The 26,090-nt window shown below is 73.3% G+C and carries 24 protein-coding genes; 7 read left to right on the top strand and 17 right to left on the bottom strand.

Annotated elements, in window-relative coordinates:
* Positions 1 to 358 precede the first annotated feature (358 nt).
* The 3 genes from CUT44_RS11720 to CUT44_RS11710 all read right to left on the bottom strand — a co-directional run bounded on the left by CUT44_RS11720 (position 359) and on the right by CUT44_RS11710 (position 2,569).
* A complete protein-coding gene (locus CUT44_RS11720; RefSeq protein ID WP_233221348.1) occupies positions 359 to 1,186 on the bottom strand; it encodes an SDR family NAD(P)-dependent oxidoreductase in 828 nt (275 codons plus the stop codon).
* Positions 1,183 to 2,151, bottom strand: coding sequence for an alpha/beta hydrolase (locus CUT44_RS11715; protein ID WP_100201912.1), 969 nt, complete (start codon positions 2,149 to 2,151; stop codon positions 1,183 to 1,185). The genes CUT44_RS11720 and CUT44_RS11715 overlap by 4 nt, the downstream gene beginning before the upstream one ends.
* Before the next feature lie 100 nt (positions 2,152 to 2,251).
* Positions 2,252 to 2,569 carry a putative quinol monooxygenase gene (locus CUT44_RS11710; protein WP_100201868.1) on the bottom strand — a complete coding sequence of 106 codons (318 nt, stop codon included), beginning with the start codon at positions 2,567 to 2,569 and terminating at the stop codon, positions 2,252 to 2,254.
* Between the two features lie 144 nt (positions 2,570 to 2,713).
* On the opposite strand from CUT44_RS11710, the gene CUT44_RS11705 reads away from it, so the two are divergent.
* Positions 2,714 to 3,619 (top strand): AraC family transcriptional regulator, encoded by a 906-nt coding sequence (locus CUT44_RS11705; RefSeq protein WP_100201867.1) that lies wholly within the window; start codon positions 2,714 to 2,716, stop codon positions 3,617 to 3,619.
* Positions 3,620 to 3,635: 16 nt separating this feature from the next.
* Here the strand turns inward: CUT44_RS11705 and CUT44_RS11700 are convergent, their stop codons facing one another.
* Positions 3,636 to 4,544 (bottom strand): methyltransferase domain-containing protein, encoded by a 909-nt coding sequence (locus tag CUT44_RS11700; protein WP_100201866.1) that lies wholly within the window; start codon positions 4,542 to 4,544, stop codon positions 3,636 to 3,638.
* A 72-nt stretch (positions 4,545 to 4,616) separates the two neighbouring features.
* Between CUT44_RS11700 and CUT44_RS11695 the strand changes: the two genes are divergently transcribed.
* The gene (locus CUT44_RS11695) at positions 4,617 to 5,114 is read left to right on the top strand and encodes a MarR family winged helix-turn-helix transcriptional regulator (RefSeq protein ID WP_100201865.1); all 498 of its coding nucleotides are present in this window, start codon (positions 4,617 to 4,619) and stop codon (positions 5,112 to 5,114) included.
* 49 nt (positions 5,115 to 5,163) lie between these two features.
* Here the strand turns inward: CUT44_RS11695 and CUT44_RS11690 are convergent, their stop codons facing one another.
* The 4 genes from CUT44_RS11690 to galT all read right to left on the bottom strand — a co-directional run bounded on the left by CUT44_RS11690 (position 5,164) and on the right by galT (position 9,722).
* Complete coding sequence (locus CUT44_RS11690; RefSeq protein ID WP_199185677.1) at positions 5,164 to 5,904, bottom strand: response regulator transcription factor; 741 nt, start codon at positions 5,902 to 5,904, stop codon at positions 5,164 to 5,166.
* 388 nt (positions 5,905 to 6,292) lie between these two features.
* Complete coding sequence (gene galK / locus CUT44_RS11685; protein ID WP_100201863.1) at positions 6,293 to 7,522, bottom strand: galactokinase; 1,230 nt, start codon at positions 7,520 to 7,522, stop codon at positions 6,293 to 6,295.
* On the bottom strand, positions 7,519 to 8,556 hold the full coding sequence (galE, locus tag CUT44_RS11680; protein WP_100201862.1) for a UDP-glucose 4-epimerase GalE: 1,038 nt from the start codon (positions 8,554 to 8,556) through the stop codon (positions 7,519 to 7,521). Before galE ends, galK begins: the two co-directional genes overlap by 4 nt.
* The gene (galT, locus tag CUT44_RS11675) at positions 8,553 to 9,722 is read right to left on the bottom strand and encodes a galactose-1-phosphate uridylyltransferase (RefSeq protein WP_100201861.1); all 1,170 of its coding nucleotides are present in this window, start codon (positions 9,720 to 9,722) and stop codon (positions 8,553 to 8,555) included. Before galT ends, galE begins: the two co-directional genes overlap by 4 nt.
* Before the next feature lie 115 nt (positions 9,723 to 9,837).
* On the opposite strand from galT, the gene CUT44_RS11670 reads away from it, so the two are divergent.
* On the top strand, positions 9,838 to 11,505 hold the full coding sequence (locus CUT44_RS11670; RefSeq protein WP_100201860.1) for a sodium:solute symporter family protein: 1,668 nt from the start codon (positions 9,838 to 9,840) through the stop codon (positions 11,503 to 11,505).
* A gap of 134 nt (positions 11,506 to 11,639) precedes the next feature.
* Positions 11,640 to 11,960: a hypothetical protein gene (locus tag CUT44_RS11665; protein WP_233221361.1), complete on the top strand. Its 321-nt coding sequence runs from the start codon at positions 11,640 to 11,642 to the stop codon at positions 11,958 to 11,960.
* Between the two features lie 42 nt (positions 11,961 to 12,002).
* Here the strand turns inward: CUT44_RS11665 and CUT44_RS11660 are convergent, their stop codons facing one another.
* The 5 genes from CUT44_RS11660 to CUT44_RS11640 all read right to left on the bottom strand — a co-directional run bounded on the left by CUT44_RS11660 (position 12,003) and on the right by CUT44_RS11640 (position 18,998).
* A complete protein-coding gene (locus CUT44_RS11660) occupies positions 12,003 to 12,734 on the bottom strand; it encodes a response regulator transcription factor (RefSeq protein WP_233221347.1) in 732 nt (243 codons plus the stop codon).
* Positions 12,735 to 12,933: 199 nt separating this feature from the next.
* On the bottom strand, positions 12,934 to 13,533 hold the full coding sequence (locus tag CUT44_RS11655; protein WP_100201859.1) for a hypothetical protein: 600 nt from the start codon (positions 13,531 to 13,533) through the stop codon (positions 12,934 to 12,936).
* Positions 13,534 to 13,991: 458 nt separating this feature from the next.
* On the bottom strand, positions 13,992 to 15,950 hold the full coding sequence (locus CUT44_RS11650; protein WP_100201858.1) for an outer membrane protein assembly factor BamB family protein: 1,959 nt from the start codon (positions 15,948 to 15,950) through the stop codon (positions 13,992 to 13,994).
* A 314-nt stretch (positions 15,951 to 16,264) separates the two neighbouring features.
* Positions 16,265 to 18,130, bottom strand: a complete 1,866-nt coding sequence (locus CUT44_RS11645; RefSeq protein WP_100201857.1) for an ABC-F family ATP-binding cassette domain-containing protein — start codon at positions 18,128 to 18,130, stop codon at positions 16,265 to 16,267.
* A gap of 220 nt (positions 18,131 to 18,350) precedes the next feature.
* Positions 18,351 to 18,998 carry a hypothetical protein gene (locus tag CUT44_RS11640; protein WP_100201856.1) on the bottom strand — a complete coding sequence of 216 codons (648 nt, stop codon included), beginning with the start codon at positions 18,996 to 18,998 and terminating at the stop codon, positions 18,351 to 18,353.
* A 295-nt stretch (positions 18,999 to 19,293) separates the two neighbouring features.
* Here CUT44_RS11640 and CUT44_RS11635 point away from each other — a divergent pair, with 295 nt between their 5' ends.
* The gene (locus tag CUT44_RS11635) at positions 19,294 to 19,686 is read left to right on the top strand and encodes a thiol-disulfide oxidoreductase DCC family protein (RefSeq protein ID WP_100201855.1); all 393 of its coding nucleotides are present in this window, start codon (positions 19,294 to 19,296) and stop codon (positions 19,684 to 19,686) included.
* Between the two features lie 34 nt (positions 19,687 to 19,720).
* On the opposite strand, the gene trxA is transcribed toward CUT44_RS11635, so the two are convergent.
* The 3 genes from trxA to CUT44_RS11620 form a co-directional block, all read right to left on the bottom strand.
* Entirely contained in the window at positions 19,721 to 20,053 is a 333-nt protein-coding gene (gene trxA, locus CUT44_RS11630; protein WP_100201854.1) for a thioredoxin, read from the bottom strand.
* The gene (locus CUT44_RS11625) at positions 20,044 to 20,556 is read right to left on the bottom strand and encodes a MerR family transcriptional regulator (RefSeq protein WP_100201853.1); all 513 of its coding nucleotides are present in this window, start codon (positions 20,554 to 20,556) and stop codon (positions 20,044 to 20,046) included. Before CUT44_RS11625 ends, trxA begins: the two co-directional genes overlap by 10 nt.
* Positions 20,557 to 20,862: 306 nt before the next feature.
* Positions 20,863 to 22,488, bottom strand: a complete 1,626-nt coding sequence (locus CUT44_RS11620; protein ID WP_100201852.1) for a penicillin-binding transpeptidase domain-containing protein — start codon at positions 22,486 to 22,488, stop codon at positions 20,863 to 20,865.
* Between the two features lie 575 nt (positions 22,489 to 23,063).
* Here CUT44_RS11620 and CUT44_RS11615 point away from each other — a divergent pair.
* Positions 23,064 to 23,300 carry a hypothetical protein gene (locus CUT44_RS11615; RefSeq protein ID WP_100201851.1) on the top strand — a complete coding sequence of 79 codons (237 nt, stop codon included), beginning with the start codon at positions 23,064 to 23,066 and terminating at the stop codon, positions 23,298 to 23,300.
* A 377-nt stretch (positions 23,301 to 23,677) separates the two neighbouring features.
* Complete coding sequence (locus tag CUT44_RS11610) at positions 23,678 to 24,037, top strand: hypothetical protein (protein ID WP_199185676.1); 360 nt, start codon at positions 23,678 to 23,680, stop codon at positions 24,035 to 24,037.
* A gap of 198 nt (positions 24,038 to 24,235) precedes the next feature.
* Here the strand turns inward: CUT44_RS11610 and CUT44_RS11605 are convergent, their stop codons facing one another.
* Complete coding sequence (locus CUT44_RS11605) at positions 24,236 to 25,981, bottom strand: dolichyl-phosphate-mannose--protein mannosyltransferase (RefSeq protein WP_100201850.1); 1,746 nt, start codon at positions 25,979 to 25,981, stop codon at positions 24,236 to 24,238.
* Positions 25,982 to 26,090: the final 109 nt, after the last annotated feature.

Below are 26,090 nucleotides of genomic sequence, written 5' to 3'. Positions count from 1 at the left end.
GACGGCGAAGGATGCCGGAGAGCCCTGTACGGGAGAACCGCATACACAGTTCGATGCGACGGGGCTGGAAACGGGCAGCTCAACGGCATCGCACCAGCCCTCGACCCAACTGCAACCGGCCGGGGCGGTCGCCTCCGCTGAAGTGGCGTACGGGGGCTGAGACCGGCAGAGCCGCGTGTTCGAGTGTCGCGAGTTCCCCGCTCCAAGGGATGCGGCAGTCACGGAAAGTCACAGGAAGCCGAGCCGAGGCGGGGAGTACGCGACGGTTTGATACGCGACTCTGCCAGCACCGGGGCCGACGTCGGCCCGGCCCGGAGTCCGGGCCGGGCCGACGGGCCGCGGTCGGCGGGCGGCCACGTCAGAGGCCGTAGCCGCCCGACACCACGATGTTCTGGGCGGTGACCCAGCGGCTCTCGTCCGAGACGAGTACGGCGATCATCTCGCCGATGTCGCCGGGCTCGCCGACCCGGCCGAGCGCGGTCTTCGCGGCGAGGGCCGGAACGACCTCGGGGAACCGGGTGAAGGCGTCGTCGCCGATCCTGGTGCGGGTCGAACCCGGCGAGACGGCGTTGACGCGGATGCCCCGCGGGCTGAACTCCTTCGCCATGTAGCGGGTCAGCACGTCCAGACCGCCCTTCGCCGACGCGTAGGCGGAGTAGCCGGGCTCCACGCCCGTCGTCACCGCCGCCGAGCTGCTGCTGGTGTTGACGACGGCCCCGCCGTCCGCCATCAGCGGCAGCAGCCGCTGCGTCAGGAAGTACGGCCCCTTGAGCAGGACCCGCATGAGCCCGTCGAACGTCTCCTCGGTCGTGTCCTCGATCAGTGACGTCCGCGCGAAACCGGCGTTGTTGACCAGGTAGTCGAAGGTGTCGCGCTGCCAGGTGTCGCGCAGCGCGGCGGCCACCGCGTCCCGGAAGGCCGGGAAGGTGCCGGTCTCACCGAGGTCCAGGGGCAGCGCGACGGCCGTGCCGCCCGCCTTCCGGATGGCGGCGGCCGTCTCCCGCCCTCCTCGCGGGTTGCCTCCGTAGGTCAGGATGACGCCGGTGCCGCGCCTGGCGATCTCGATGGCGGCACTCTGTCCGATGCCGGAGCTGGCGCCCGTGACGACGGCGACCTTCATGGGGTTCCTCCTGGGAGTGGTCGGGTGGTCGGGTGTGCGGGTGTGCGGGTAGGTGGACGGCGTCATGCGGCGGAGTGCGGGCGCAGGATTCGGGCGAGCCAGTCGGTGCGGGTGCGGCGGGCCGTGGCCGAGATCCGCGCCTGCGGGTACAGCGCGTCGAACCCGTGGCAGCCGCCCGCCCAGACGTGCAGCTCGGCCTGGCCGCCGGCCGCCCAGAGGCGGGTGGCGTAGTCGGTGCCCTCGTCGCGGAAGACCTCGGCGGAGCCGGTGTCGAGGTAGGTCGTCGGCAGGCCCGAGAGGTCGTCCGCCAGCGCGGGTGAGACGTACGCGGGTATCTCGTCGCCGGCGAGGCCGCCGAGGACGGCCTGCCAGCCGAAGGCGTTCATCTCACCGGTCCACACGCCGGGTTCGCCGGAGTGCTGGCGGCTGGAGGTGCTGGTGTTGCGGTGGTCGAGCATGGGGCAGATCAGCAGCTGCGCGGCGATCTCCGGAGTGCCCAGGTCACGGGCCAGCAGGGTGAGACCGGCGGCGAGGCCGCCGCCCGCGCTGATGCCCGCGACGACGATCCGGGCGGGGTCGATGCCCAGTTCGGCGGCGTGCTCGACGGTCCAGAGCAGTCCCTGGTGACAGTCGTCGACGAGGGTGGTGCCGGTGGCCTCCGGTGCGAGCCGGTAGTCCACGGAGACCACGACCGCGCCGAACTCGTCGAGCCACTCCAGCGGGATGTCGAGCTGCGAGAAGCGGTCGCCCATGACCATCCCGCCGCCGTGCATCCAGTAGACGCAGGGGGCGGCCGTGGTGCGGCCGGGGTTCGCGGGGGCGAGGACCGACAGGGGGATCGGGGTGCCGTCCCCGGCGGGCACGGTGACCTCGCGCCGGTCGACCCGCCGGTGTGCGAGGAGGGTCTCGACGGGTGTCGAGGGGATCTGGCGCAGTTGCGCGAGCGTTTCCGGATCGAGCCGGGACATCAGGGGCATGTCGGCCAGCAGTGTGCGCAGTTCGGGGTCCAGGCCGGGGCTTTTCGTGGGCATGGTCACTGCCTTTCGCGGGGTGGTTCCGGACGGTGCCGGGAGGCCGGGGGAAGAGGGGCCGCCCGGCGGACGCCGGTGCGGCGGGGCCCGGGCCGGCGGGTCAGAAGGCGGCCTTGCCGCGGACCGGCACGTAGTCGGTGTACTCGGGCTCCCCGGCCAGCAGTTCCCCGGCCCGCGTCACGACGGCCCGGGCGGCCTCGCCCGCGAAGACCCGCCGGTGGTCCTCCTCGCTGGTCCAGCCCTCGGTGACGTGGACGGTGTCGGGGTCGGACGCGGAGCGGGAGACGAGGTAGACGACGCAGTGCTCGCTCGCGGCGGGGCCGCCCTCGGCCAGGGCGGTCAGCAGCAGGTCGACCAGCCGGCCGCCCGCTCCGGGCCGGGCGGTCAGGGTGACGTTGAATCCGTGGTGGGCGATCATCGGCGCCTGCTTTCGCGGTGATGGACTGGAGTGATTCCATCCAACCGCCCTGACCTGCGGAAACGTTAGACAGATACTCGCTTGCGCCTGCACGATCCTCCCGAATCCGGGAGCCGCGGCGCACAGCGGTGCTGCAATGGGCGCATGTGCCTCGAAGAGCTCCGCACCCTGCTGGCCCGGCATGCGCGGCCCGACTGGACCACCGCCGTCGACGGCGTCCTCATCTCGAAGGTCGACCGGTCGGATCCGCCGGCGTTCTCGATGTCCGGCACGGTGCTGGCAGTGATCGCCCAGGGCGCCAAACGGCTCGCCCTGGGCGACCGGGTGTACGAGTACGGGCCCGGGCAGTACCTGGTCGCGTCCGTGGACCTACCGGTCACCGGGGAGTTCACCCGGGCCGATCCCGAAAGGCCGGCACTGGGTTTCGGTCTCGTCCTGGAGCCGTCGGCCGTCGCCGAGCTGCTGCTGCGGGCCGGCCCCGGGGACACCCCCCGGGCCGGTGGGAACGCCCCGTCGGGGATCGCCGTCAGCGACGCCCCGGCCGCGCTGCTCGACGCGGTGGTCCGGCTGCTGCGGCTGCTCGACGAGCCCCGGGACCGGGCCGTGCTGGCCCCGCTGGTCAAGCGCGAGATCCTGTGGCGGCTGATCACCGGTGAGCAGGGTGCGGCGGTCCGTCAGTTCGGCCTCGCCGACAGCAGCCTCAGCCATGTCTCCCGGGCCGTGCGCTGGATCCGCGAGCACTACGCGCAGGCCTTCCGGGTCGAGGACGTGGCCCGCATGTCCGGTATGAGCGTCTCGGCCTTCTACCGCAACTTCCAGGCCGTCACCGCGATGAGTCCCGTCCAGTTCCAGAAGCAGATCCGGCTGCAGGAGGCCCGGCTGCTGCTCGCCACCCGCCCGGGCGATGTCACCGGGGTCGGTCGGCGCGTCGGCTACGACAACCCGTCGCAGTTCAGCCGGGAGTACCGCCGCCAGTTCGGGGTGCCGCCCAGCCGGGACGCCGCCCGGCTGCGGCACACCGTGCGCGCCTCCGCGGACGCCCTTCCCTGAGCCCTCCCGCGCGTGGTCAGCCGGGCCGGCGGGCGACGGCGAAGATCCGGCGGAACGGGAAGAGGGTGCCGTGCGGGCCCGGCGGGTACGCCTCGCGCAGCAGGTCGCGGTACTCGGTCAGGAAGGCGTCCCGGGCGGCGGGGTCGCCGTCGAGGGCGGTGAGCACCGGGCGCAGGGCCGTGCCCCTGGTCCACTCCAGTACCGGGTCCTCGCCGGTGAGGACGTGCACGTAGGTCGTCTCCCACACGTCCGTCTCGCAGCCGAGGCCGGCCAGCAGGGCGGCGTACTCGGCCGGCTCGGCCACGGGGACGCGGGTGCCGTCCTCCCCCAGCCGGTCGCGCCAGCGCGGGGAGGTGCGCAGTCCGGCGAGGAGGGTGTGGCTGGGGGCGGTGAAGTTGCCGGGGATCTGGAAGGCGAGGAAGCCGCCGGGGTTCAGGGCGGCGACCCAGCGGTGGAGGAGTTCGGCGTGCCGCTCGGCGACGGCCTTGCCTTCGGCACCTTCGGCAGGGAGAACCCGTCCCTTGCCTTCGGCAGGGAGAACCCAGTGCAGGGCGGCGTTGGAGATGATCAGGTCGTGCGGGTGCCCGGGGCGCCAGTCGGCGAGGTCGGCGTGGACGAAGTCCAGGTGCCCGCCGCCGGGGAGGGGACCGGCGTAGGCACGGGCCTCGGAGAGCATGGCCTCGGAGAGGTCGTAGCCGGTGATCGACGCGGCCGGCCAGCGCTCCGCGAGCAGCACCGTCGGGCCGCCGGGCCCGCAGCCCAGATCGGCGATGCGGGGCCGCGGCGAGGGCAGCTCGGGGACGCGGGCCAGCAGGTCGTACAGCGGGCGGAGCCGGGGGCCGGCGTGGTAGCGGTACTGTTCCGGGTCCCAGTCGTGAGCGCCGGTTCCGGGGGCGTGGTCGGCGGAGGCGTCCTTGCGGTCCATGGGGGAAGTCTCCCCCGAGCTTTATCTTGACGCCAAGAGACTTCATATCGACAGAACTACTACACTGGGCACATGCAGGACGAGGTCGACCGACTGGTGGCAGCATGGCGCCGCGAGCGCCCCGATCTCGACGTGGAACCCCTGGAGGTGCTCAGCCGGGTCAGCAGGCTGGCGCGCCATCTCGACCGGGCGCGCCGCGTCGCGTTCGCCGAGCACGGGCTGGAGCCCTGGGAGTTCGACGTGCTGACCGCACTGCGCCGCGCCGGCGCCCCGTACCAGCTCTCCCCCGGCCAGTTGCTGACCCAGACCCTGGTCACCTCCGGGACCATGACCAACCGCATCGACCGGCTGGCGAAGAAGGGCCTGGTGGAGCGGCTGCCCGACCCCAGCGACCGGCGCGGCGTCCTGGTCCGGCTGACGGACGCCGGACGCGACCGGGCGGACCGGGCACTGGCCGGGCTGCTGGCGCACGAGCGGGCCATCCTGGCCGAGCTGACGGCGGCCCAGCGCGGGGAGCTCGCCGGGCTGCTGCGCTGCCTGACCGCCCCGTTCGACAACGTCCCCGGCTGACGGCGCCCGAAGCCCGGATCACGCGCGGGCCGGGCCCCGGGTGCCGGGCTCAGGTCGGGGCGTGCTCCAGATCCACCGGGCCGACCCCCGCCCGCCGGGCCAGCGCGACCGCGGCCAGGGTGGAGTGCACCCCCAGCTTGCCCAGGACGTTCTGCATATGGGTGCGGACCGTGTGCGGGGACAGGTAGAGCCGTTCGGCGACGGCCTTGCGGCCCAGCCCGGCCACCATGCAGCGCAGCACCTCGTGCTCGCGCGGGGTCAGCGACTCGACCAGCCGCTCGCTCTCGGTGCGGTTGCGGCGGGCCGCGGTCAGCTCGCGCAGCACTCCGGTCAGCAGCGCGGGCGGCAGGTGCGTCTCGCCGCGCAGTACGCCCCGAACCACCTGGAGCAGCCGGGAGAGCGAGCTGTCCTTGGCGACCCAGCCCGACGCCCCCGCCTGGAGGGCGGCCGCCGCGCGGCACGGGTCGTCGCGCTCGGCGAGCACGACGGTGCGGGTCCCGGGGTGCGCGGTGCGGAGCCGGGAGACCAGGGGGATCCCGCCGATCGCGGCCGGCGCGTCCGGCTCCGCGGGGAGTGCCTCCGCCGGCGGGGAGGCCCCGCCCAGATCGGCGTCTATCAGCAGGACGTCGAAGCGACGGCCGTCGGCGGCCGCCCGCTCCACGGCGCGCAGCGCCGCCGGGCTGCTGCCCGCCGCGGCCACCTCCACGTCCTGCTCCACCGCGAGCGCGGCGGCGAGTGACTCGGCGAATATGCGGTGGTCGTCCACCACGAGCACCCGGATACGTTGCACGCACACACCCCCTGTCGCCCATACGTCCTCAAGGACTCGCCCGTGTCCGGGCAGGGCGCCCGGTGCGGAACCAACACCTCCGCACGGCCGCCGCCATGCTCTGCTGGTACCCCGCGCCGGACGCCGCATCCGGTCCGCCTCGCCCCCTGAAGCGGCATCGGCCCCCACCGACGCCGTCCCTCAGCGTACGGCCGGGGCGCGACGGGAGAAGGGGGTTGTGGAAAACCGGCCGCCGCCGCGGCTCCGGCCGGTCCCACGGGCGCCACTGGTGTTCATCCGGACATCCGATGCGATCGTTTCCGCCCCGCCGTGATCACCGCACCGTCCGCCGCCCCGTCCGCCGCACCGTCCGGGACGGGCCCCGCGGGGCCGGCGGACCGCGGGGTCATCACCCGTCCAGCCGGCGGGCCCCCGCCGAGGGCACCGCCCCGAACAGCCGCGGGGCCCGGTGACCGGCCGCGGCGAAGGCGTCGGTGACGGCCCGTCCGATCTCCTCCGCCCCGGCCGCCTCCACCAGGACGACCGCCGAGCCGCCGAAGCCGCCGCCGGTCATCCGGGCGCCCAGCGCGCCCGCCGCGTTCGCCGTCTCCACCACCAGGTCCAGTTCCGGACAGGAGACGGCGTAGTCGTCGCGCAGCGAGGCGTGTCCGGCCGTCAGCACCGGGCCGACGGCCCGGATCGCGCCCGTGTCCAGCAGGGCGGCGGCCTCCCGCACCCGTTCGTCCTCGGTGACCACATGGCGCACCAGGGGCCGCAGGGCCGGATCGGGCAGGGCGGCCAGCGCCGCCGCCAGCTCGCCGGGCGGCACGTCGCGCAGCGCCCGCACCCCCAGGGCCCGCGCGGCCGTCTCGCAGCCCGCCCGGCGGCGGGCGTACTCGCCGTCGGCCAGCGCGTGCTTGACCCGGGTGTCCACCACCAGCAGCCGCAGCCCCGCCGCCGGGAGGTCGAACGGGACCTGCCGGTGCGACAGGTCCCGGGTGTCCAGGTGGAGGACGTGGCCGGCGGTGCAGCAGGCCGACGCCATCTGGTCCATGATCCCGCAGGGGACGCCGACGTAGTCGTTCTCGGCCCGCCGGCACAGCGCGGCGATCCGCTCGGCGGGCAGGCCCAGGCCGTACAGGTCGTTCAGCGCCAGGGCCGTGGCGACCTCCAGGGCGGCCGAGGAGGACAGGCCCGCGCCGGTGGGCACGTCGCTGGTGACGTACAGGTCCGCACCGGCACCGCCGTCCCCGCCGGCCCCGCCGCCCTCTCCGGTGCCGGGCAGCAGGCCCGCCTCGCGCAGCGCCCACACCACACCGGCCGGGTACGCGGCCCAGCCGCCGGTGCCGGGGGCGAGCTCGCCCGGCGCCAGCCGCACCGTCCCGCCGGAGGTGTCGGCCGAGTGCAGGCGCAGCACGCCGTCGTCACGGCGGGCCGCCGCGACGACGGTGGTGTGCGGCAGGGCGAACGGCATCACGGAGCCGTCGTTGTAGTCGGTGTGCTCACCGATCAGGTTGGCCCGGCCCGGTGCGGCCCACACCCCCTCCGGGTCGCCGCCGTGGACCGCGCGGAAGCCGTCGGCCGCGCGCCGCACGGCCGCCGGGTACCGGTCCGGGTCCGTCTCCGGTCCGCCGCTCATCCGGCGCTCCCCCCGTCCGCCGTGTCCCGCGCCGTGTGCCCCGCCGTGTCCCCCGCCGGATCCAGGACCCTGCCCCGGGCGAAGGCCCAGGCGTCGGCGACGATGTCCCGCAGTTCGGTGCGGGACGGCCGCCAGCCCAGCAGTTCCCGGGCCCGGTCCGCCGCGGCCACCAGGACCGCCGGGTCGCCGGCGCGGCGCGGCGCCGGCGTCTCGGGGACGGGGTGGCCGGTGACCTCGCGGACGGTGCGGATCACCTCGCGGACGGAGAAGCCGCTGCCGTTGCCGAGGTTGCACACCAGATGCTCGCCGGGCCGGGCCGCGTCCAGGGCCAGCAGGTGGGCCTCGGCCAGATCGGCGACGTGGATGTAGTCGCGCACGCAGGTGCCGTCGGGCGTGGGGTAGTCGTCGCCGTAGACCGAGACGCTCCCCCGCTCGCCCAGGGCCACCTGGAGCACCAGCGGGATGAGGTGCGACTCGGGGTCGTGCCGCTCGCCCAGCACGCCGCGCCCGCCGCGGTGCGCGCCCGCCACGTTGAAGTAGCGCAGCGAGACGGCGGCCAGGCCGTGGGCCGCGCACTCGCCCGCGATCATGTGGTCGACGGCCAGCTTGGCGGCACCGTAGGGGTTCGTCGGGGCGGTGGGGGAGTCCTCGCGGATCGGCACCTGTGCGGGCTCGCCGTAGACGGCGGCCGTGGAGGAGAACACCAGGGTGCGCACGTGTGCGGCGCGCATCGCGTCCAGCAGCGCCAGGGTGCCGCCGACGTTGTTGTGCCAGTACTTCTCGGGGTGGACGACGGACTCGCCGACCTGGGAGCTGGCCGCGAAGTGCAGCACCGCGTCGTAGGAGCGGTCGAGCCACCTGTCCGCGTCCTGGATCCGGCCCTCGACGAACTCCGCGCCCTCGGGCACCCCTTCCCGGAAGCCGGTGGACAGGTCGTCCAGGACGGTCACCCGGTGTCCCGCCTCCAGCAGGTGCGCCGCCACGACGCTCCCGACGTATCCCGCGCCGCCCGTCACCAGGTATGTGCCGCTCACCGGCTCGCCACCTCTCGCAGTCGTTCGGCCGCCCGCTCCGGCGGCACGTCGTTGACGAAAACCCCCATGCCGGACTCCGAGCCCGCCAGGTACTTCAGCTTTCCGGACGTGCGGCGGATGGTGAAAAGCTCCAGGTGCAGCGCGAAGTCCGCCCGGTCGGCCCAGTCCGAAGGCCCCTCCGGGGCGGTGTCCGAAGGTCCCTGCGGGACGGTGTCCGAAGGCCCCTGCCCGTCGGGGGCGGTGGGTGCCTGGTGCCAGCCGGAGATGTACGGGGTGGGCGGCTCGTCCGGCCCGAAGACCCGGTCGAAGCGCCGCAGCAGCTCCAGGTAGACGCCGGGGAACTCGGCGCGGGCGGCGTCGTCCAGCTCCGTCAGGTCCGGCACCCGCCGCACGGGGTACAGGTGCACCTCGTACGGCCAGCGCGCGGCGTGCGGCACGAAGGCCGTCCAGTGCGCGGTCTCCAGCACCGTGCGCCGCCCGTCGGAGCGCTCGGCGGCGACGACGTCGTCGAAGAGGTTGCCGCCGGTGCGCTCCCGGTGGGCGGCGGCCGAGCGCAGCGTCCGCCCGGTGTGCGGGGTGGTGAAGGGATAGGCGTAGATCTGGCCGTGCGGATGGCCGAGGGTGACGCCGATCTCCCGGCCGCGGTTCTCGAAGCAGTACACCTGCCGGACGCCGGGCAGCGCGGACAGTTCGGCGGTGCGGTCCGTCCAGGCGGCCAGGACCAGGGCGGCGCGCTCCTCGTCCAGGTCGGCGAAGGAGGCGTCGTGGTCGGCGGTGAAGCACACCACCTCGCACCGCCCGGCGCCCGGGGCGCGCACCAGGAGGCCGCCGGGGTCGGCCGCCCGCCCGGGGCCCGGCGGGCCCGCCAGGGAGGGGAAGCGGTTCTCGAAGACGGCCACCTCGTAGTCGTCCGCCGGAATCTCCGTCAGACGGCCGTTCCTGGACGGGCAGAGTGGGCACTCATCCTGTGGCGGGTGGTACGTACGTGACTGGCGGTGCGCGGTGACGGCCACCCACTCGTCGAGCAGCGGGTCGTGGCGGATCTCCGAGGAGGTGGCGACGGCCTCGATGGGACGCCGGTCCACCGCCTCGCGCCCGGTGGCTCCGTGGGAGTCGTAGTACACGAGCTCACGGCCGTCGGCGAGGCGGATCGAGGTCTTCTTCACACCGGGACTCCTATACTGCGACCCGAACACAATCAAACACAAAGAACCATGACTGAACATCAACGTCAAGGGGCCGTCCCTCACCGGCCCCGTCACGCCATGGAGGCGAGCGCCCATGCCACAGTTGGCTCAGGATCTCCGGCTCCCGACGAACGCCCTGGACTACGCGATCCTCGGCGTTTACTTCCTCGTCGTCCTGGGAGTCGGGTTCGCGGCCCGGCGCAGTATCAAGACAAGTCTTGACTTCTTCCTCTCCGGCCGCTCGCTGCCCGCCTGGGTCACCGGTCTGGCCTTCATCGCGGCCAACCTCGGTGCCCTGGAGATCCTGGGCATGGCCGCCAACGGCGCCCAGTACGGCATGTACACCGTGCACTGGTACTGGGTGGGCGCCATTCCGGCGATGGTCTTCCTCGGCCTGGTGATGATGCCCTTCTACTACGGGTCACGGGTGCGTTCGGTCCCGGAGTTCCTGCTGCACCGCTTCGGGCCGTCCTCGCACCTGCTGAGCGGCATCCTCTTCTCGGCCGCCTCCGTGCTGATCGCGGGCGTCAACCTCTACGCGCTGGCCATCGTGCTGGAGGCGCTGCTGGGCTGGCCGCAGTGGGTGTCGATCGTCGTCGCGGGCGTGTTCGTGCTGCTCTACATCACCCTGGGCGGCCTGTCCTCGGCCATCTACAACGAGGTCGTGCAGTTCTTCGTGATCCTGGCCGGCCTGATCCCGCTGACCGTCCTCGCCCTGACCCGGGTGGGCGGCTGGAGCGGACTGCGCGACTCCCTCACCGCCTCCCAGGGCGACAACTTCGTCTCCGCCTGGGGCGGCACCGGCATCGGCTCGGACAACCCGCTCGGCGCCAACTGGCTCACCATCGTCCTCGGTCTCGGCTTCGCCCTCAGCTTCGGCTACTGGACGACCAACTTCGCCGAGGTGCAGCGCGCCCTGTCGGCCAAGAACCTCTCCGCCGCCCAGCGGACCCCGCTGATCGCCGCCTTCCCCAAGATCTTCATCCCCGCGCTCGTCGTCATCCCCGGCCTGGTCGCGCTGGTGGTGGCCCCCGACATCGGCCAGGGCAACGGCCTGGAGTACAACGACGCGATCCCGATGCTCATGCGGGACCTGCTGCCCAACGGCGTGCTGGGCATCGCGGTGACCGGTCTGCTCGCCGCCTTCATGGCCGGTATGGCCGCCAACGTCTCGGCCTTCAACACGGTGTTCACCAACGACATCTGGCGGGCCTACCTGAAGAAGGACCGCCCGGACGAGCACTACGTGCTCGTCGCCCGGATCGTCACCGCGATCGGGGTGGTCCTCGGCATGGGGACGGCGTTCATCGCGGCGACGTTCAGCAACATCATGAACTACCTCCAGACGCTGTTCTCCTTCTTCAACGTGCCGCTGTTCACCGTCTTCATCATCGGCATGTTCTGGAAGCGCATGACGGCCGCCGCCGGTTTCTGGGGCCTGCTGTCGGGCACGGTCGCGGCGATGATCAACTACTTCTGGTTCTACCAGGGCGGGCTCGTCGACATCCCCACCGACCAGGGCGCCAACTTCGTCTCCGCCATCATCGCCTTCGTGGTGGGCGCCGTCGTCTCCGTCACGGTCAGCCTGTTCACCGCGCCCAAACCCGTGGAACGACTGGCCGGCCTGGTGTACGGCACCCGGGCCCCCGGCCTGGCCGAGCCCCCGGCCGCCGGCGACGAGGCCTGGTACCGCAGGCCCGCGCTGCTGGGCTGGGGTGCGATCATCCTGGCCGCCCTGTGCTACGTCCCCTTCTCTTTCTGAGTCTCCTTCTGAGCGCCCCGAGTGCTCCGCGCACCGCACAGCGAAGGATGTGATCTTCCGTGACGAACGGCAGGAACGACCCGACCCCGAACGGCCCCGGCGGCGCCGCCGACTGGCAGCAGGAGGACCTGCGGATGGAGGAACGCTCGGCCAGCGCGGCCCGGCTCTTCGACATCCGCCGGGTCATCGGCGTCCTCTTCTTGATCTACGGGGTCATGGTCACCCTCGCCGGGGTCTTCGTCTCCGACGCGGATCTGGCTAAGGCCCAGAACATCAACATCAACCTGTGGACCGGACTGGCCATGCTCGCGCTGGGACTGTTCTTCCTGCTGTGGCTGCGGCTGAGCCCCGCCGTTCCGCCGCCCACCGCGCGGGAGGCCGGCGGGGGCGGCGGGGCCGGCGGGGACACAGCGGGACCGGCCGCCGAGGGGAACCGGCCGCCCGCCGGGGAGTGACCGGACGGACGGTACGGACGGGGGCGGGCCGGGCGGCGACGCTCAGCCCGCCCCCGTTCCCGTGTCCGCTCCCGGCTCCCGCCCGGCACCCGGGACGGTGCCGGAGCCGGGTACGGTCACCCGGTCCAGCAGTCCGGTCCGGGCCGCGAGCGCCGCCGCCTCCAGCCGTGAGCCGACCCCGAGTTTCATCAGCACCCGCTGCACATGGGTACGGGCCGTGCTGGGCGCGATGCCCATGCCCCGGGCGATCAGCCGGGTGTCCTCGCCCTCGGCCACCCGCACCAGCACCTCGATCTCCCGCGGGGTGAGCATCTGGAGCAGCCGGACCCCTTCGTCGTCCGGCTCTGCCCTGGGGTTGAGCAGTTCCGCGAAGGCGTCCTGCAGCAGTTGCGGCGCCGCGGCCGTCTCCCCGGCACGGGCCCGGACCATGCCGCGCTCGACGCCCTCGATCCGCTCGTCGTGCCGTATGTAGCCGGACGCCCCCGCCGCGAACGCCGCCGCGATGCCCCGCGGGCTGGGCACCGGGCCCAGCACCACGACCGCGGTCTGCGGGCGCTCGCGCTTGATCCGCGCCACCGGGTCGAACGCCCCCGGCTCAGCGGGGGACGCCGTCCCCCACAGGCACACCTCCGGTGCCCTGCTGATCACCAGCTCGGCCGCCCCCGCGGCCGGCGCGGCGGCGGCGAGCACCCGGTGCCCGCGCAACTTCAGCGCCGAGGCGAGCGCCTCGGCGTGCAGACGGTGGTCGTCGACCACCATGAGCCGCACGGTCATCCACACCCCTGTCGTCCTGTGCCTGTGCCCCGGTCCAGCCCGTTCCGCCCGGCCGCGCCATGCCCACGGAAGCTACACGCTCGCCCCGCGCCGCGCGCCCCTTCCGGCGAGAACCGCGTGAGCGGGACCGCGCGCCCGTACGGGGCGTGCGGGTCCGCTCACGTCGCGGGGCCGGGCCGGGTCCCGGCCGCCGGCCGGGTCAGCCGTAGGCCAGCAGACCGCCCCGGCCGGGGTGCTCGCCGGTGAAGAAGTCACCCGCCACCAGGAAGAGCCTGCCGTCGTGCCAGTAGGGGCGGCTCTGGCTCGACTGCATCGCGAACTCCGCCTTCCAGTCACCGTCCGGCAGTTCCGCGTACCGGGTGGCCCTGCCGGTCCCCGGGTCGATGGAGGTGAGGCGTCCCGCCTCGTCGGGGGTCGGCAGCTCGTAGCCCAGCAGCCTGCCGTCCCACAGGGCCAGCGGGGTGGTCTGGCCCGTGCGGGTGGGCTCGGAGAGCCACTTCGTCCGGCCGGTGGCGAGGTCGTACGCGACGACCGAGTCGAACAGCGCGCGGACGAGCCTCCCGTCGGCGAACCAGGTGCCGTAGGCGTAACCGCCCTGGTCGGCGAGGTCCGAGGTGTCCGGCGCGGCCTTCTTCCAGAGCGTCTCGAACCGGCCGTCGTGCTCCTTCTCCGGGTTCTCCGGGTTCTCCGGGTTCGCCGCGTTCGCCGCGTTCCGGCCGTCCGCTCCGGCCGCCGTGCCGCCGTCGTCCCCGCCCAGGAACCACGCCCCGGCGCCGACGGCGAGCAGGAGCGCGACCACCGAGGCGACGACGGCCGGCGTCCTCTTCCGTCCGCCCCCGCCCCTGCTCCCGCTCCCGTCCGGTGGCGGCGTGCCGCCGGGCGCGGGGTGCGCGGGGTGCGCGGGGTGCTGGTCGGCATTCCCGTACGCGGGCGGCGGCCCGTACGGGCCGGGCCACCGCGGGGGGCCGTACGCCGGCGGCCGCGGCGGTTCCTGCGGCGGCCCGAATCCTCCCGCCGGCGGCCGGCCGGGCGGTGGAGGCGGCTGTGACATGGGTTCCCTCTTCGGCCGCGGACCGGGATGGCCGACCCGGCCCACGGCGTCCCGGTGTCTTGATGTCTGCAACAACGGTGTCGGGGCGTCGCTCTTTCTACCACCGCGCTCCCCCGGCGCCGCCGCCGGTGCCGCCCGGCACCCGGACAGCCGGGCGGGCCCCGTGCTCCCCCGGGGAGCGCGGGGCCCGCCCGCCGTACGAGGCGTCAGTTGTACGCCAGGATGCTCCCCTTGTTGAGGCTCGCGTCCTTGTAGAAGCGGTGCACCACCAGGAAGAAGCGGCCGTCGTGCCAGTACGGGCGGCCGTTGCCGATGCTGTTCATGCCGCGCTCCAGGTCCCGGGAGGCCGCCGGCATCCGCACGTACGGAGTCGCCTTCCCCGTCCCGGGGTCGATGGAGGTGATCAGTCCCGCCCTCTCGTACGACGGCTGCTCGTAGCCGAGCAGCTTGCCGTCCTCCATGGCCAGCGGGGCGACCTGGGTCTCCTCCGTCGGCTTGGAGAGCCACTTCGACTTGCCGGTGGCCAGGTCGAACGCGGCGATCTCGCTGACGCTGCCGGTCTCGCCCTGGTGCCGGTAGGTCTGCAGGTAGACCGAGTTGTTCGCCTTGTCCACGACGACGTTGTGGCAGTCGGCCAGCGCGATGCCCCCACAGGCGAACCAGTAGCGCTCCTTGGGGAGGCTGATCTTCGCCTGGAGCTTTCCGGAGCTGCTGAGGATCATGAGGTCGGTGAGGTCGTACTCACCACCGGCCTGGACGCCGATCACCACGGGGTCCACGGAGAAGATCCGCTTGATGTCGACCCCCGCGGGGGCCTTCCACTCCCAGCCCTTGGCCCCGTCGGGCTTGACGGACTGGAGCGCCTGGGTCTCACCGAACCCGCACTCGATCTGCGCGACGAGCTGGCTGCCGCCGACGTAGCCGCGGTCCTGGCACCTCTCGCCCTGCTTCGTCGACCACAGGTTCTTTCCGCTGGTCAGGTCGTAGCCGACCGCGTTGCCGATCCACGCCACGGCGACCGTGTTGCCGCTGATCGCCATCTCGGTGTAGCTGTACTCGCTCGCGCCGCGGTCCTTGGTGGGGAAGTCCTCGCGCCACAGCTCCTTGCCCGCGGCGAGGTCGATCGCCATGATCTTCTCGCACTTGCGGCCCCACTGCACCGCGGTCCTGTTGTCCGACACCTGCTGGGCGGCCGTGCACCTGGACCCGCGGGCCATGTCGATGGACCAGGCCTCCTCACCGCTGTCCATGTTGTAGGCGGTGACGGAGTCGGTCGACGCCTTGACGATGTTGTCGCCGACGAACCAGGTGCCGGGGACGTCGTGGATGGTGTCCTCGGCCTTCGACATGTCCGGCGCGTCGATCTGCCAGGCCATCCCGACCTGGTCCTTGTGCTCGCGCTTCGTCCCGCCCTTCTTCCCGGGCTCGCCCGTGCCGCCCTCGCTGGTGCCCTCACTGGCGCCCCTGGTGTCACCGCCCTTGGCCTGGGGCTCGTCGTCGCCCTTGGCGGCGAGGAACCAGATCCCGGCACCGGCTATCAGCAGGACCGCGACCACCGAGGCGACGACGGCCAGGATCTTGCCGCTGCCGCCGCCCGCGCCGGGCGGCGGCGTCCCGCCCGCGGGCATGGGGTACGTCGGCTGCTGGGAGGGGTGCTGCGGCGGGTACTGCCCGTACGGCGCCCCGTACGCGGGCGGCTGGCCGTAGGGCTGGGCGGGCTGCTGGGGGTAGCCGTAGGACGGCGGCTGGCCGTACGGCGGCTGCGGCGTCCCGCCGTACGGCGGGACGGGCGGCGGCTGCTGGGGGTAGCCGTACGACGGCGGGGGCTGCGGCGCCTGCGGCGTCTGCGGTTCCTGCGGCGCGCCGAAGCCGCCCGACGGCGGCTGGAACTGCGGCGGGCCGGGCGGCGGGGGCGGGGCGGGCCGGCCGGGCTGGCCGGGCTGTGCCGGGGACTTGGCCAGCCGGTCCCCGGACGCGTCCGGGGCCGGGGCCGGAGCGTCCGGCGACTGCTGTCCGGACGGCTCCGGCCGTTCCGGCGACTGTGCCTGCTGCTCCGGCGGGTTCTGGGACGGACTCCCGGGCTCCCGCGGCGGCCCGTCCGGCTGCCGGGGCGCGTCGGAGCCGTCGGACGGCGGCTGGCTGGGTGGCGGAGGCGGCTGCGACATGGTTTTCCTCTTCACGCGCGGACCGGCTGCCCAGCCCCTCAGCCCCCCGTTGGGCAGAGCGAATCGGACACTGGCCCGCCACTTCTCGACGTTTTTCCGACGTTTTCCGAAGCTTTCCGACGTCTCTTGACGTATGGGCACCGACAGTGGAGCGAAGCTCTTTCTACCACCGGACACATCCGGAAAGGTCGTCGGTTCCCTTCCGGTCCATCAGGTGAGACCCGCCCGCGATCCCGCCGTTACCCGGGACTCCGGCGGCCCCGGTCCTCCGCCGGCGCCGCCCTGGACGCCGAGCCGCGGAATCCGCGCCGCCGTCAGTCCTCCTCGGCCAGTTCCAGCCAGCGCGTCTCCAACTCGTCCCGCTCCCCGGTCAGTTCCCGCAGCTCGGTGTCCAGGGCGGCGACCTTCTCGAAGTCGGTGGCGTGCGCGGCCATTTCGGCGTGGAGCGCGGTCTGCCGCTCCTCGATCCGCTCCAGCCTGCGCTCGATGCGCTGCAGTTCCTTCCGGGCGGCCCGGGAGAGCGCCGCGGGCTTGGCGGCGGCAGGGGCGGCGGAATCGGCGGAGCCGGTGGAAGGGGAAACGGCGGGAGCGGCCCGGCCCGGTGCCGGGGCGGCCGGGGCGGTGCGTGCGGGAGGGCCCGTCTGCCGCTGCCGTTCACGGCGCTCCAGGTACTCGTCGATGCCGCGCGGCAGCATCCGCAGCGTGCCGTCGCCGAGGAGCGCGTACACCCGGTCCGTGGTCCGCTCGACGAAGTAGCGGTCGTGGGAGATGACGACCAGTGAGCCGGGCCAGCCGTCGAGCAGGTCCTCGAGCTGGGTCAGGGTCTCGATGTCCAGGTCGTTGGTCGGCTCGTCCAGGAACAGCACGTTCGGCTCGTCCATCAGCAGCCGCAGGATCTGCAGCCGCCGCCGCTCGCCGCCGGAGAGGTCGCCGACCGGCGTCCACTGCTTCTCCTTGCCGAAGCCGAAGCGCTCGCACAGCTGCGAGGCGGTCATCTCCCGGCCCCCGCCCAGATCGACGCGGGCCCGGACCCGCTCCACGGCCTCCAGCACACGGCAGGCGGGATCGAGTTCGGCGACCTCCTGCGACAGGTACGCCAGCTTCACCGTCCGGCCCACCCGGATCCGGCCGCCGGCCGGCTGCTCCTCGCCGCCGCTGTACGCCGCGTCCGCCAGGGCGCGCAGCAGGGAGGTCTTGCCCGCGCCGTTGACACCGACCAGGGCCGTCCGGTCGCCCGGGCCGAGCTGCCAGGTGAGGTGCTTGAGCAGCACCTTGGGCCCGGCCTGGACGGTGACGTCCTCCAGGTCGAAGACGGTCTTCCCGAGCCGCGAGTTCGCGAACCGCATCAGCTCCGCGGCATCCCGCGGCGGCGGCACGTCGGCGATCAGCTCGTTGGCCGCCTCGACGCGGAAGCGGGGCTTGCTGGTGCGGGCCGGGGCGCCGCGCCGCAGCCAGGCCAGCTCCTTGCGGACCAGGTTCCGCCGCTTGGCCTCCTCGGTGGCGGCGATGCGCTCGCGCTCGGCGCGGGCGAAGACGTAGTCGCTGTAGCCGCCCTCGTACTCGTGCACGGCGGCGCGCTGCACGTCCCACATCCGGGTGCAGACCTGGTCCAGGAACCAGCGGTCGTGGGTGACGCACACCAGCGCCGAGCGGCGGGCGCGCAGATGTCCGGCCAGCCAGGAGATGCCCTCGACGTCGAGGTGGTTGGTGGGCTCGTCCAGGACGATCAGGTCCTGCTCGGCGATGAGCAGCTTCGCCAGCGCGATACGCCGCCGCTCGCCGCCGGAGAGCGGGCCGATGACGGTGTCCAGGCCCTGCGGGAAGCCGGGCAGGTCCAGCCCGCCGAACAGCCCGGTGAGGATGTCCCGGATGCGGGCGTGCCCGGCCCACTCGTGGTCGGCCAGGTCGCCGATGACCTCGTGCCGGACGGTGGCGGCCGGGTCGAGCGAGTCGTGCTGGGTGAGCACGCCCAGCCGCAGCCCGCCGACGTGGGTGACCCGTCCGGTGTCGGCCGGTTCCAGCCGGGACAGGATGCGGACGAGGGTGGTCTTGCCGTCGCCGTTGCGCCCGACGACGCCGATCCGGTCTCCCTCGCCGACTCCCAGGGAGATGCCGTCGAGCAGCGTACGGGTGCCGTACACCTTGCCGACGGCTTCCAGATTGACGAGGTTCGTGGCCATGGGGCTCCCGCTGCCCGGCCCGTGCCGGGCCGGTCTGTCTTGGTGGGCTGGTTCCTCCTCAGCCTAGTGCCGCGGCCGGCGGGGTCCGTCCGCCGGCCGGGCCCCGCCCGGCGGCGGGGCCGTGGCCGCGGGGCGGACGGAAGCGCTCACGGCGGGTCCGCTCGCGCCTCCGGCCGACGGCGGGGAGCCCTCCCGGCCCCTGCGGCTCAGTACGCCCGGCTCAGTACGCCTGCTGCGGGGCGGGCGCCGAGCGCGGAGTGGGCCGGTTGAGGCCGAACAGCGAGCCGGTGGCGCCGACGAGCTCGGCGGCGGAGTCCGTCGCGGTGTCGTCCGGAATGCCCATCCGGCGCAGCGCCCCGGAGAACAGGTCCTCCAGCAGCGCCAGGCGCCAGCTCAGCTCCGCGGGGCCCACCTGCTGACCGCCGCGCGGGCGGCCGGCCAGGACCGTCAGCACGTCCTGGGCGTTGCTCTGCAGGTCGGCGAGCGACTGCCAGCCGTTGGGGATGCGGGCGGGCGGTCCGGACGAGTCGGCACCAGGTACGCCGAGCGTCTGCGGCAGCTGGGTCGGGATCGCCGAGTACCAGTCGACCAGCGCACCGCTCAGGTCGGCACGCAGCCCGTCGAGGAAACTCAGCAGCACGGCCGCGCCGACGGGCGCCCCGACGGGCTCGACGGGCGGCGGGCCCTCCTCCCGGCGGGCGGAGGAGCGGCTGGTCTGCTGCGGTCCCATGAAGGACCGGATCACGACCGACACCTCCTCCTGCTGCGGCGGGCCGGAGCGCTGGGCGGGCACCAGGAGCGCCCTTATGGGCGCGATGCCGTGTGCGGCCTGCTCGGCCGCTGCCTGGCACGCGTAGTCAGTGGGCACGGGACGGTCCCCCCTCCTTCCGAACGCCGCCTTCTCTTGCGGCTTCGGTCTTACGTTTCGGGGCCGTACCGTATCGCTCTGCGACGGCTTCTGGGAGGTCCTGGTCACCGACAGTTCACGGACTGTGGCCTCAAGCGGTCGGCCCCTTTCCCGAATCGTCCCCTGGAGAGCGCTTTCTGGGAAGGGCCTGGACGGATAAGGATCGTTTCCGGCCATTCCGGGGCTCGCGGGCGCCGTAGCCTGGTTTGCCGGGACCGCTTCCGCGGCCCCGCCGTCCCGGTACCGGAGGTGCCCCGTGGGGACTCGTGAACTCCCGTCCACCGTGCTGGCGTTCGACGGGGACTGCGGCTTCTGCCAGAAATCCGTCGCCCTCCTCGTCGCCCGGGCCGCGCCCACCGTTCCCGCCGCGCCCTGGCAGTCGCTGCCCGAGCGGATCACCCGGCCCCATCTGGCGCGGCTGGAACGCGAGGTACTGCTCCTCGACGGCGGACGGGCGGCGGCGGGCGGCGCCGGGGCGGTCGCCGCGTACCTGCGGTCCTCGCCGAAGCGGCGGTACCGCGCGGCGGGGAGGTTCCTCGCCCTCCCCGGCATCCGCGGCTGCGCCCGGCTCGGCTACCGCTGGGTGGCCGCCAACCGGTACCGCATGCCCGGCTCGACGCCCGCCTGCGCGGTGCCGCCCCGCCCCTGACGGCCGCGGCGGCACCGCGTGCCGGGCGGTGCCGTCACAGCACCTCGGCGAGTTCCTGGCGCAGCCGCCGCTTCGTACGCGCCCCGACCAGGGACCGCACCGGCTCACCGGCGCGGAGGACCAGCAGGGTGGGTACGGACAGCACTCCGTACGCCACCGCGGTCTCCGGATTCGCGTCCACGTCCAGTTGGACCACCTTCAGCCGACCGGCCTCCTCACGGGCCACCTCGGCCAGCACCGGGGCGATCATCCGGCAGGATCCGCACCACCGGGCGGTGAACTGCACCAGCACCGGTCCCTCGGCCGCCAGCACCTCCCCGGCGAACGTCGCATCGGTGACCGCCGTCAGCTCCTGTGTCAGCGCCATGTTCCCGTTCTCCTCTCCCGGGCCGCGTCCGGCGGCCCGTCCGTCGCGGGTCCGTGCGGTCCGGGAGGCTCACACGGCGACAGCAAACACCGCGGCTCCGGTGCGGAAGCTCCCCCCACCGGTCCGTCCACCGGTCCGTCCGCCCTTCCCGCCACCGTCTCGGCGCGGGACAGCTGGGCGGCGATCTCCCGCCGTACGGTCCGCAGCCGGTCGATGCAGTCATCCAGCTCGGCCAGCTTGCGGCGGTACACCTCCAGGGACGCGGGGCACGCGTCCCCCGCCGGATGTCCGGCCCGCAGGCACTCCACGAACGGGCGGGTCTCCTCCAGTTCGAAGCCGAAGTCCTGCAGTGTGCGGATCTGCCGCAGCAGCCGCAGATCCTCCTCGCCGTAGTCGCGGTAGCCGTTGGCCGTACGGTGTGCCCGCAGCAGCCCCAGCGACTCGTAGTACCGCAGGGCGCGGGTGGTGGTACCCGCGCGTCTCGCCAGCTCCCCGATCCGCATGCCCCGACGCTAGACCCTGACGCCGACGTCAACGCCAGTCCCGGAACGCGGCGTCACGCTGCGGGGCAGGGCTCCTCGCGGCCGATCACCCCGGCCGTACGGGTGCCGGGGGCGGAAGGCCCGGGCCTCGGTGTCCACCGGGCCCGGAACCGCGGGGCGGCGGAGAAGCACGGACGCGCGGCGGAGACGGCAGCGGTGGCGGGCCGTTCCGCGCGGGTGACGCCCACCGGACGGGAACGGCCCGCGCGAGGCGGTTTCGCGCGGGCCGTTCGGGCGGGGCAGGCGGCCGGAACGGGACCGGGCCGGTCAGTTCAGGGAGTTGAGGACCTGGCGGACGACCGGGCCGGCGTTCGTGCCGCCGTGGCCGGCGGCCGGGATGACCGCCGCCGCGGCCATGTCGTTGCGGTAGGCGGTGAACCAGGCGTTGGGCTTCTCCTGGCCGTCCACCTCCGCCGAGCCCGTCTTGGCTCCGATGTCGCCGTTCGTGCCGGCCATCGCCTCGGCGGCCGTGCCGCTGGTGGCCGTCAGCCGCATCAGGGAGCGCAGCTCCTGGGAGACCGCCGGGGGAAGGGTGCGCGGGGCCTTGGTCAGGGTGCGGCCGTCCACCTCGGGGGAGACGATGTGGGGCTGCTTGAAGACGCCGTTCTTCACCGTCGCCGACACCGAGGCCATGATCAGCGGATTCGCCCGGACACCGCCCTGGCCGATCAGGGAGGCGGCCATCTGGGCGTCGGACTGGACGGGCACCGCGCCGTCGAAGGTGGTCGTGCCGACCTCCCAGGTCAGCCCGATGCCGAAGACCTCGCGGGCCTGCTTGGTGAGGTCGTCGTCGGCAAGCTTCCCCGCCTGGCTGATGAAGGCGGTGTTGCAGGAGGCGGAGAAGGACTGGGCGAAGGTGCCGCCCTTGATCTCGAACTTGTCGAGGTTGTGGAACGGCCAGCCGCCGTGGTTGAACTCCTTCGGGCAGGGGTGCTGCCTGTCGCTGGCCGCCAGGCCCTTCTCCAGGAGCATCGACGCGGTCACCACCTTCATCGTGGAACCGGGGGCGAGCGAGCCCTGGAAGGCGGTGTTGAAGCCGTCGGCCGGGGTGTTGGCGACCGCCAGGATCTCGCCGGTGCTGGCCTTCAGCGCGACGACCGACGCCTTGGGTCTGTCCGCGATGGCCTGGACGGCGGCCTTCTGCACCCGCACGTCCAGGGTGGTGCGCAGCTCGCCCGGGGTGCCCTCGCTCAGCTTCTTGAGGGTCTTGACGTCCTTGCCGTCGGCGCCGACGATCCGGGTCGCGATCCCGGGCTTCCCGTCGGTCTTGTCGCCGAACCGCTTGCGCAGGTCGGCCAGGGTCGCGGCCAGCTCGGGGTGGGCCTCGGCGGTCAGCTCGGTGCCGTTGCGGTCCACCGTCCTGACGGGCGGGGCGTCGGCCTCGCCCGTCTCGAGGGTCTGGCCCGCCTGGAGCTCGGGGTGCAGGACGTACGGCTCCCAGTCGACGACCGCCTCACCGGTCCCGGTGTCCCGCATGACGGCCAGATCCGACTCGTAGACCCACTCGGCGCGCTCCTTGCCGTGCTCCACCTCGGCGGTCACGGTGAAGGGGACGGTGGTGCCCGAGGCGGGCTCGGGGGCGAAGGTCACCCCGGTCACCCCGGCGTTCTCGCGGAAGCCGTCGAGCGCCTCGGCGGCGGAGGCCTCGTCGTCCGTGAGCGCGGCGGCCTCCTCGGTCTTCCCGGCCTGCCAGGCGTCGAGGAACTTCTGCGCCGTCTCCCGGATCTCCTCGGCGGACGGCGGGCCGGTCTCCTTCCCCCCGCCGGCCGGACCGTTGGCGATCACCGCGTCCAGGCCGCCGTCGCCGACCAGGGCGTACGCCCCGACTCCGGCGGCTCCGACCAGCGCGGTGACGACCGCGCCGATCACTACTGCCTTCCGACCGTCACGCATGAATGTCCGAAACCTCCGCCCCTGCCCCGGCCGGTCCCGCCGGGGGCCTGTGAGGAAACCCTAGAGCACTCGTGTGACACGGGTCCGGTCGAGGGGTGATCCCCGGCCGTCGCGACACAAGGGATTCGTTCGGGTGAAAAACAGCCGGTTCCGGCGCCCCCGCGTCCCGTCGGGCACCCCGGGCGGCATCCGGGGACCGGCCGTCCGGTGCCGTCCGGTGCCGTCCGGCGCCGGACGGCCGGCGGATCCCTCCCCCGGCGGCCCGCACGGAAGAATGCGCCCCGGTAATCCATTCCGCCGGTCGGCGGATATTTCCTTCACTCTTTCGAAGACGAAACCCGGACTCCCGTCCTGTCGTTGTCACGGGCGAGGCAGGAACCGATTCCCCGGTCCGGCCCATACGGCGCGGGCCCGCGCGACTGCCGGCCGCCCGGGTCCGTGACACGTACAGCGCAGCGGAACGGGATATCAGCACACGGCAGGCTCTACCGTGTACCGGGCGAACGAGTTCCGGTATTACGCGGAACAAGCCCGTGAAAAGGCTTCGAACATTCGTACATCGGAGGTATGCACCCATGAACCTGAAGCGGACCGCGGCCGTCTCGCTCTCCACCGCCGCACTGCTGGCCGCCGGCGCCGGCGTCTCCCACGCCGACGGACCCAAGTTCCAGAACAACTCCCAGGTCCTGTCCTGCCTGACCCTGGAGGTCCTGGACGTTCCGATCCTGTCCAGCGCCAACAACAACATCGACTGCTCGCGGAACTACGAGAAGGAGGTCAGGGTCGAGAGCGTCGAGTCGCAGCAGGACTGACGCCACCGCCGGCACACGTCGGCCCCCGGCTTCACGAAGGCCGTCTCCAGGTTCACCGGAGGCGGCCTTCCGCCGTTTCCCGCACGGCCGCCGAATACCGGAGCGACAGCACCACCTAATTGGAGTAGTAACAACCCGGGCCCCCGGCTCGTTCACTGGTTGGCGAAGTCGGCGACGAACTTTCCGCAAGACACGCAAGCGGCGAAAAACACGCTTCTGTGGATTCGGTCGGTTAATGTCGCCGATGTGGGGGTCACTCCCGCCTTCCGGTGAACCGGCCGCATGGTGACTGTACTCCGGAAACCGACTCCTCGGCCGCTCGGCGGTGGCCGGGGATCATCGGAAACTTCCTTCTCTCGTCAAGGAGACAAGACCGTATGAAGCTGCAGAAGTCGCTCGTCGTTTCGCTCACCGCCGCCATGGCCGTCGCGGGTGGAGCCGCCGTTGCCCAGGCCCAGAACGGCGCGAAGTTCGAGAACAACAGCCAGGTTCTGAGCTGCGACGTGATCGAGGTCATCGACCTCCCGATCCTCTCGGCCGCCAACAACAACATCGACTGCTCCGAGAACTACGAGGAGGAGACGCACATCAAGAAGGTGCACAAGGTCGAGAAGGAGGCGAAGATCATCGTCGCCCCCGAGCAGGAGCAGGCCCAGGGCCAGGGCCAGGGCCAGGAGACCGGAGCCGCGGCGGGTGCCGAGGCCGAGGCCGAGAACAAGAACAAGAACGTCGACTGACGCTTCACGTCGGTTTCCGTTCTGACCCTCTCATGACGCCGCCCGCCGGTTCTTCCGGCGGGCGGCGCCTGTGTGTGTCCCGCGTGCCCCTCGCGGGACACGGCGCGTCCGGGGAAGGGCCCGGGGAAGTCCGAGGGAGCCCGCGGGGAGCCCGAGGGAAGCCCCGGGGAGGGGGAAACGGGGAGCGCGGAAGGCCCGTCAGACCCAGGTGTCCAGCCACATCCGGCCCTGCCAGGCGTCCTTGGGGAGCTGCTGGCCGGTGTAGACCGGATAGAAGTAGACGAAGTTCCACACGATCGCCAGCACCAGCACCCCGGCGCCCGCCGCGCCGACCGCCCGCCGCCGTTCCGTGCTGCCGGGCGGCCCCAGCATCGCGCCGATCATCATGGTCAGCGCCAGGCACAGGAACGGCACGAAGACGACCGCGTAGAAGTAGAAGATCGTCCGCTCCTGGTACAGGAACCACGGCAGGTACCCGGCCGCCACCCCGCACAGGATCGCGCCCGCGCGCCAGTCGCGGCGCAGCGCCCAGCGGTACAGGCAGTACAGCAGCGCGAAGCAGGCCGCCCACCACAGCAGCGGGGTGCCCAGGGCGAGCACTTCGCGGGCGCAGCCGCCCTCCGCCGTGCAGCCGCTCTCCCCCCGTTCGGCGGACTCGTAGAAGTACGAGACCGGGCGCGCGTTCACCAGCCAGCTCCAGGGATGGGACTGGTAGGGGTGCTCCGAGGTCAGGTTGACGTGGAAGCGGTAGACCTCGGCCTCGTAGTGCCACAGGCTGCGCAGCCACTCCGGCACCCAGGTCATGTCGAACCGGGGCAGCGGCCCCAGCTCCGGCGACAGCCCCTCGCGGCCCTCCGCCCAGGTCCGGAAGTAGCCGTCCCGGCCGGCCAGCCAGCCGGCCCAGGACGCGACGTAGACGGCGACGGCCACCGGCACCAGGGCGAGGAAGGCGGGCCCGGCGTCCCGCCGCAGCACCGAGCGGTACGGGCGGCGCGCCCCGGCGGTGCGCCGGGAGCCGACGTCCCACAGGACGACCAGGAGCCCGAAGGCGACCAGCACGTACGCGCCGCTCCACTTGGTGGCGCAGGCCAGCCCCAGGCAGACCCCGGCCGCGAGCCGCCAGGGCCGCCACCCCAGGTTCAGCCGCCCGCCCACCCCCGCGTCGGGCCGCCCGTCCGGCGGGAGGGCCGCGGCGAGCCGGGCGCGGGCGGCGTCCCGGTCGATCAGCAGACAGCCGAAGGCCGCCAGCACGAAGAACATCAGCACCAGGTCGAGCAGCGCGGCACGGCTCATCACCAGGTGCAGCCCGTCCACCGCCAGCAGGACGCCGGCCAGGCAGCCCAGGGCGGTGGAGCGGAAGAGGCGGCGGCCGATGCGGCAGACCATCAGCACCGACAGGGTGCCGAGCACCGCGACCATGAACCGCCAGCCGAACGGGTTCAGGCCGAACATCATCTCGCCCAGGGCGATGACCCACTTGCCCGCCGGGGGGTGCACCACGTACGAGGCGGTCTCGCCGAGGGGGGCGGCGGCGGGGTTGTCCAGGATCGTGTCGTTGGCGCTGTCCGCCCAGGTGCCCTCGTAGCCGAGCCGGTACAGCGCCCAGGCGTCCTTGGCGTAGTAGGTCTCGTCGAACATCACCTCGTGCGGGGAGCCGAGGTTCCAGAACCTCAGCAGCCCGGCGAACAGCGCGACCAGCAGCGGCCCGCCCCAGCCCGCCAGGCGCCCCAGCCGCCGCGCGTCCCGGCCGTCCAGCCCGAACAGGCCCCACACCGGGCTCCGGCCGGGCTCCGGGTACGGCGGCACGAGGCGATCCCGGACGCCGGCCCGCGCGGGCGGCGCGTACCCGTAGCGCCGCAGCCGTTCGCGCCACGCGGGGGGCTGCTCCCGCGCGGGTTCCCCGTGCCGGGTCTGAGTCGCGGTGTCACTGCTCACGCGGGCCATCGTAGGGAACGGCCCGCGGTCGCCCCGCCCCGTCCCGGCGCCACCGGGCGGACGAGGCCGGGACGAGGCCGGGACGGCGCCGGGGCGGCGCCGGGGCGGACGCCTGGGA

This window comes from Streptomyces carminius (assembly GCF_002794255.1).
Classification (GTDB): domain Bacteria; phylum Actinomycetota; class Actinomycetes; order Streptomycetales; family Streptomycetaceae; genus Streptomyces; species Streptomyces carminius.
Note: the sequence above shows the minus strand (reverse complement) of the source record. Positions and strands in the feature narration are given on the sequence as shown.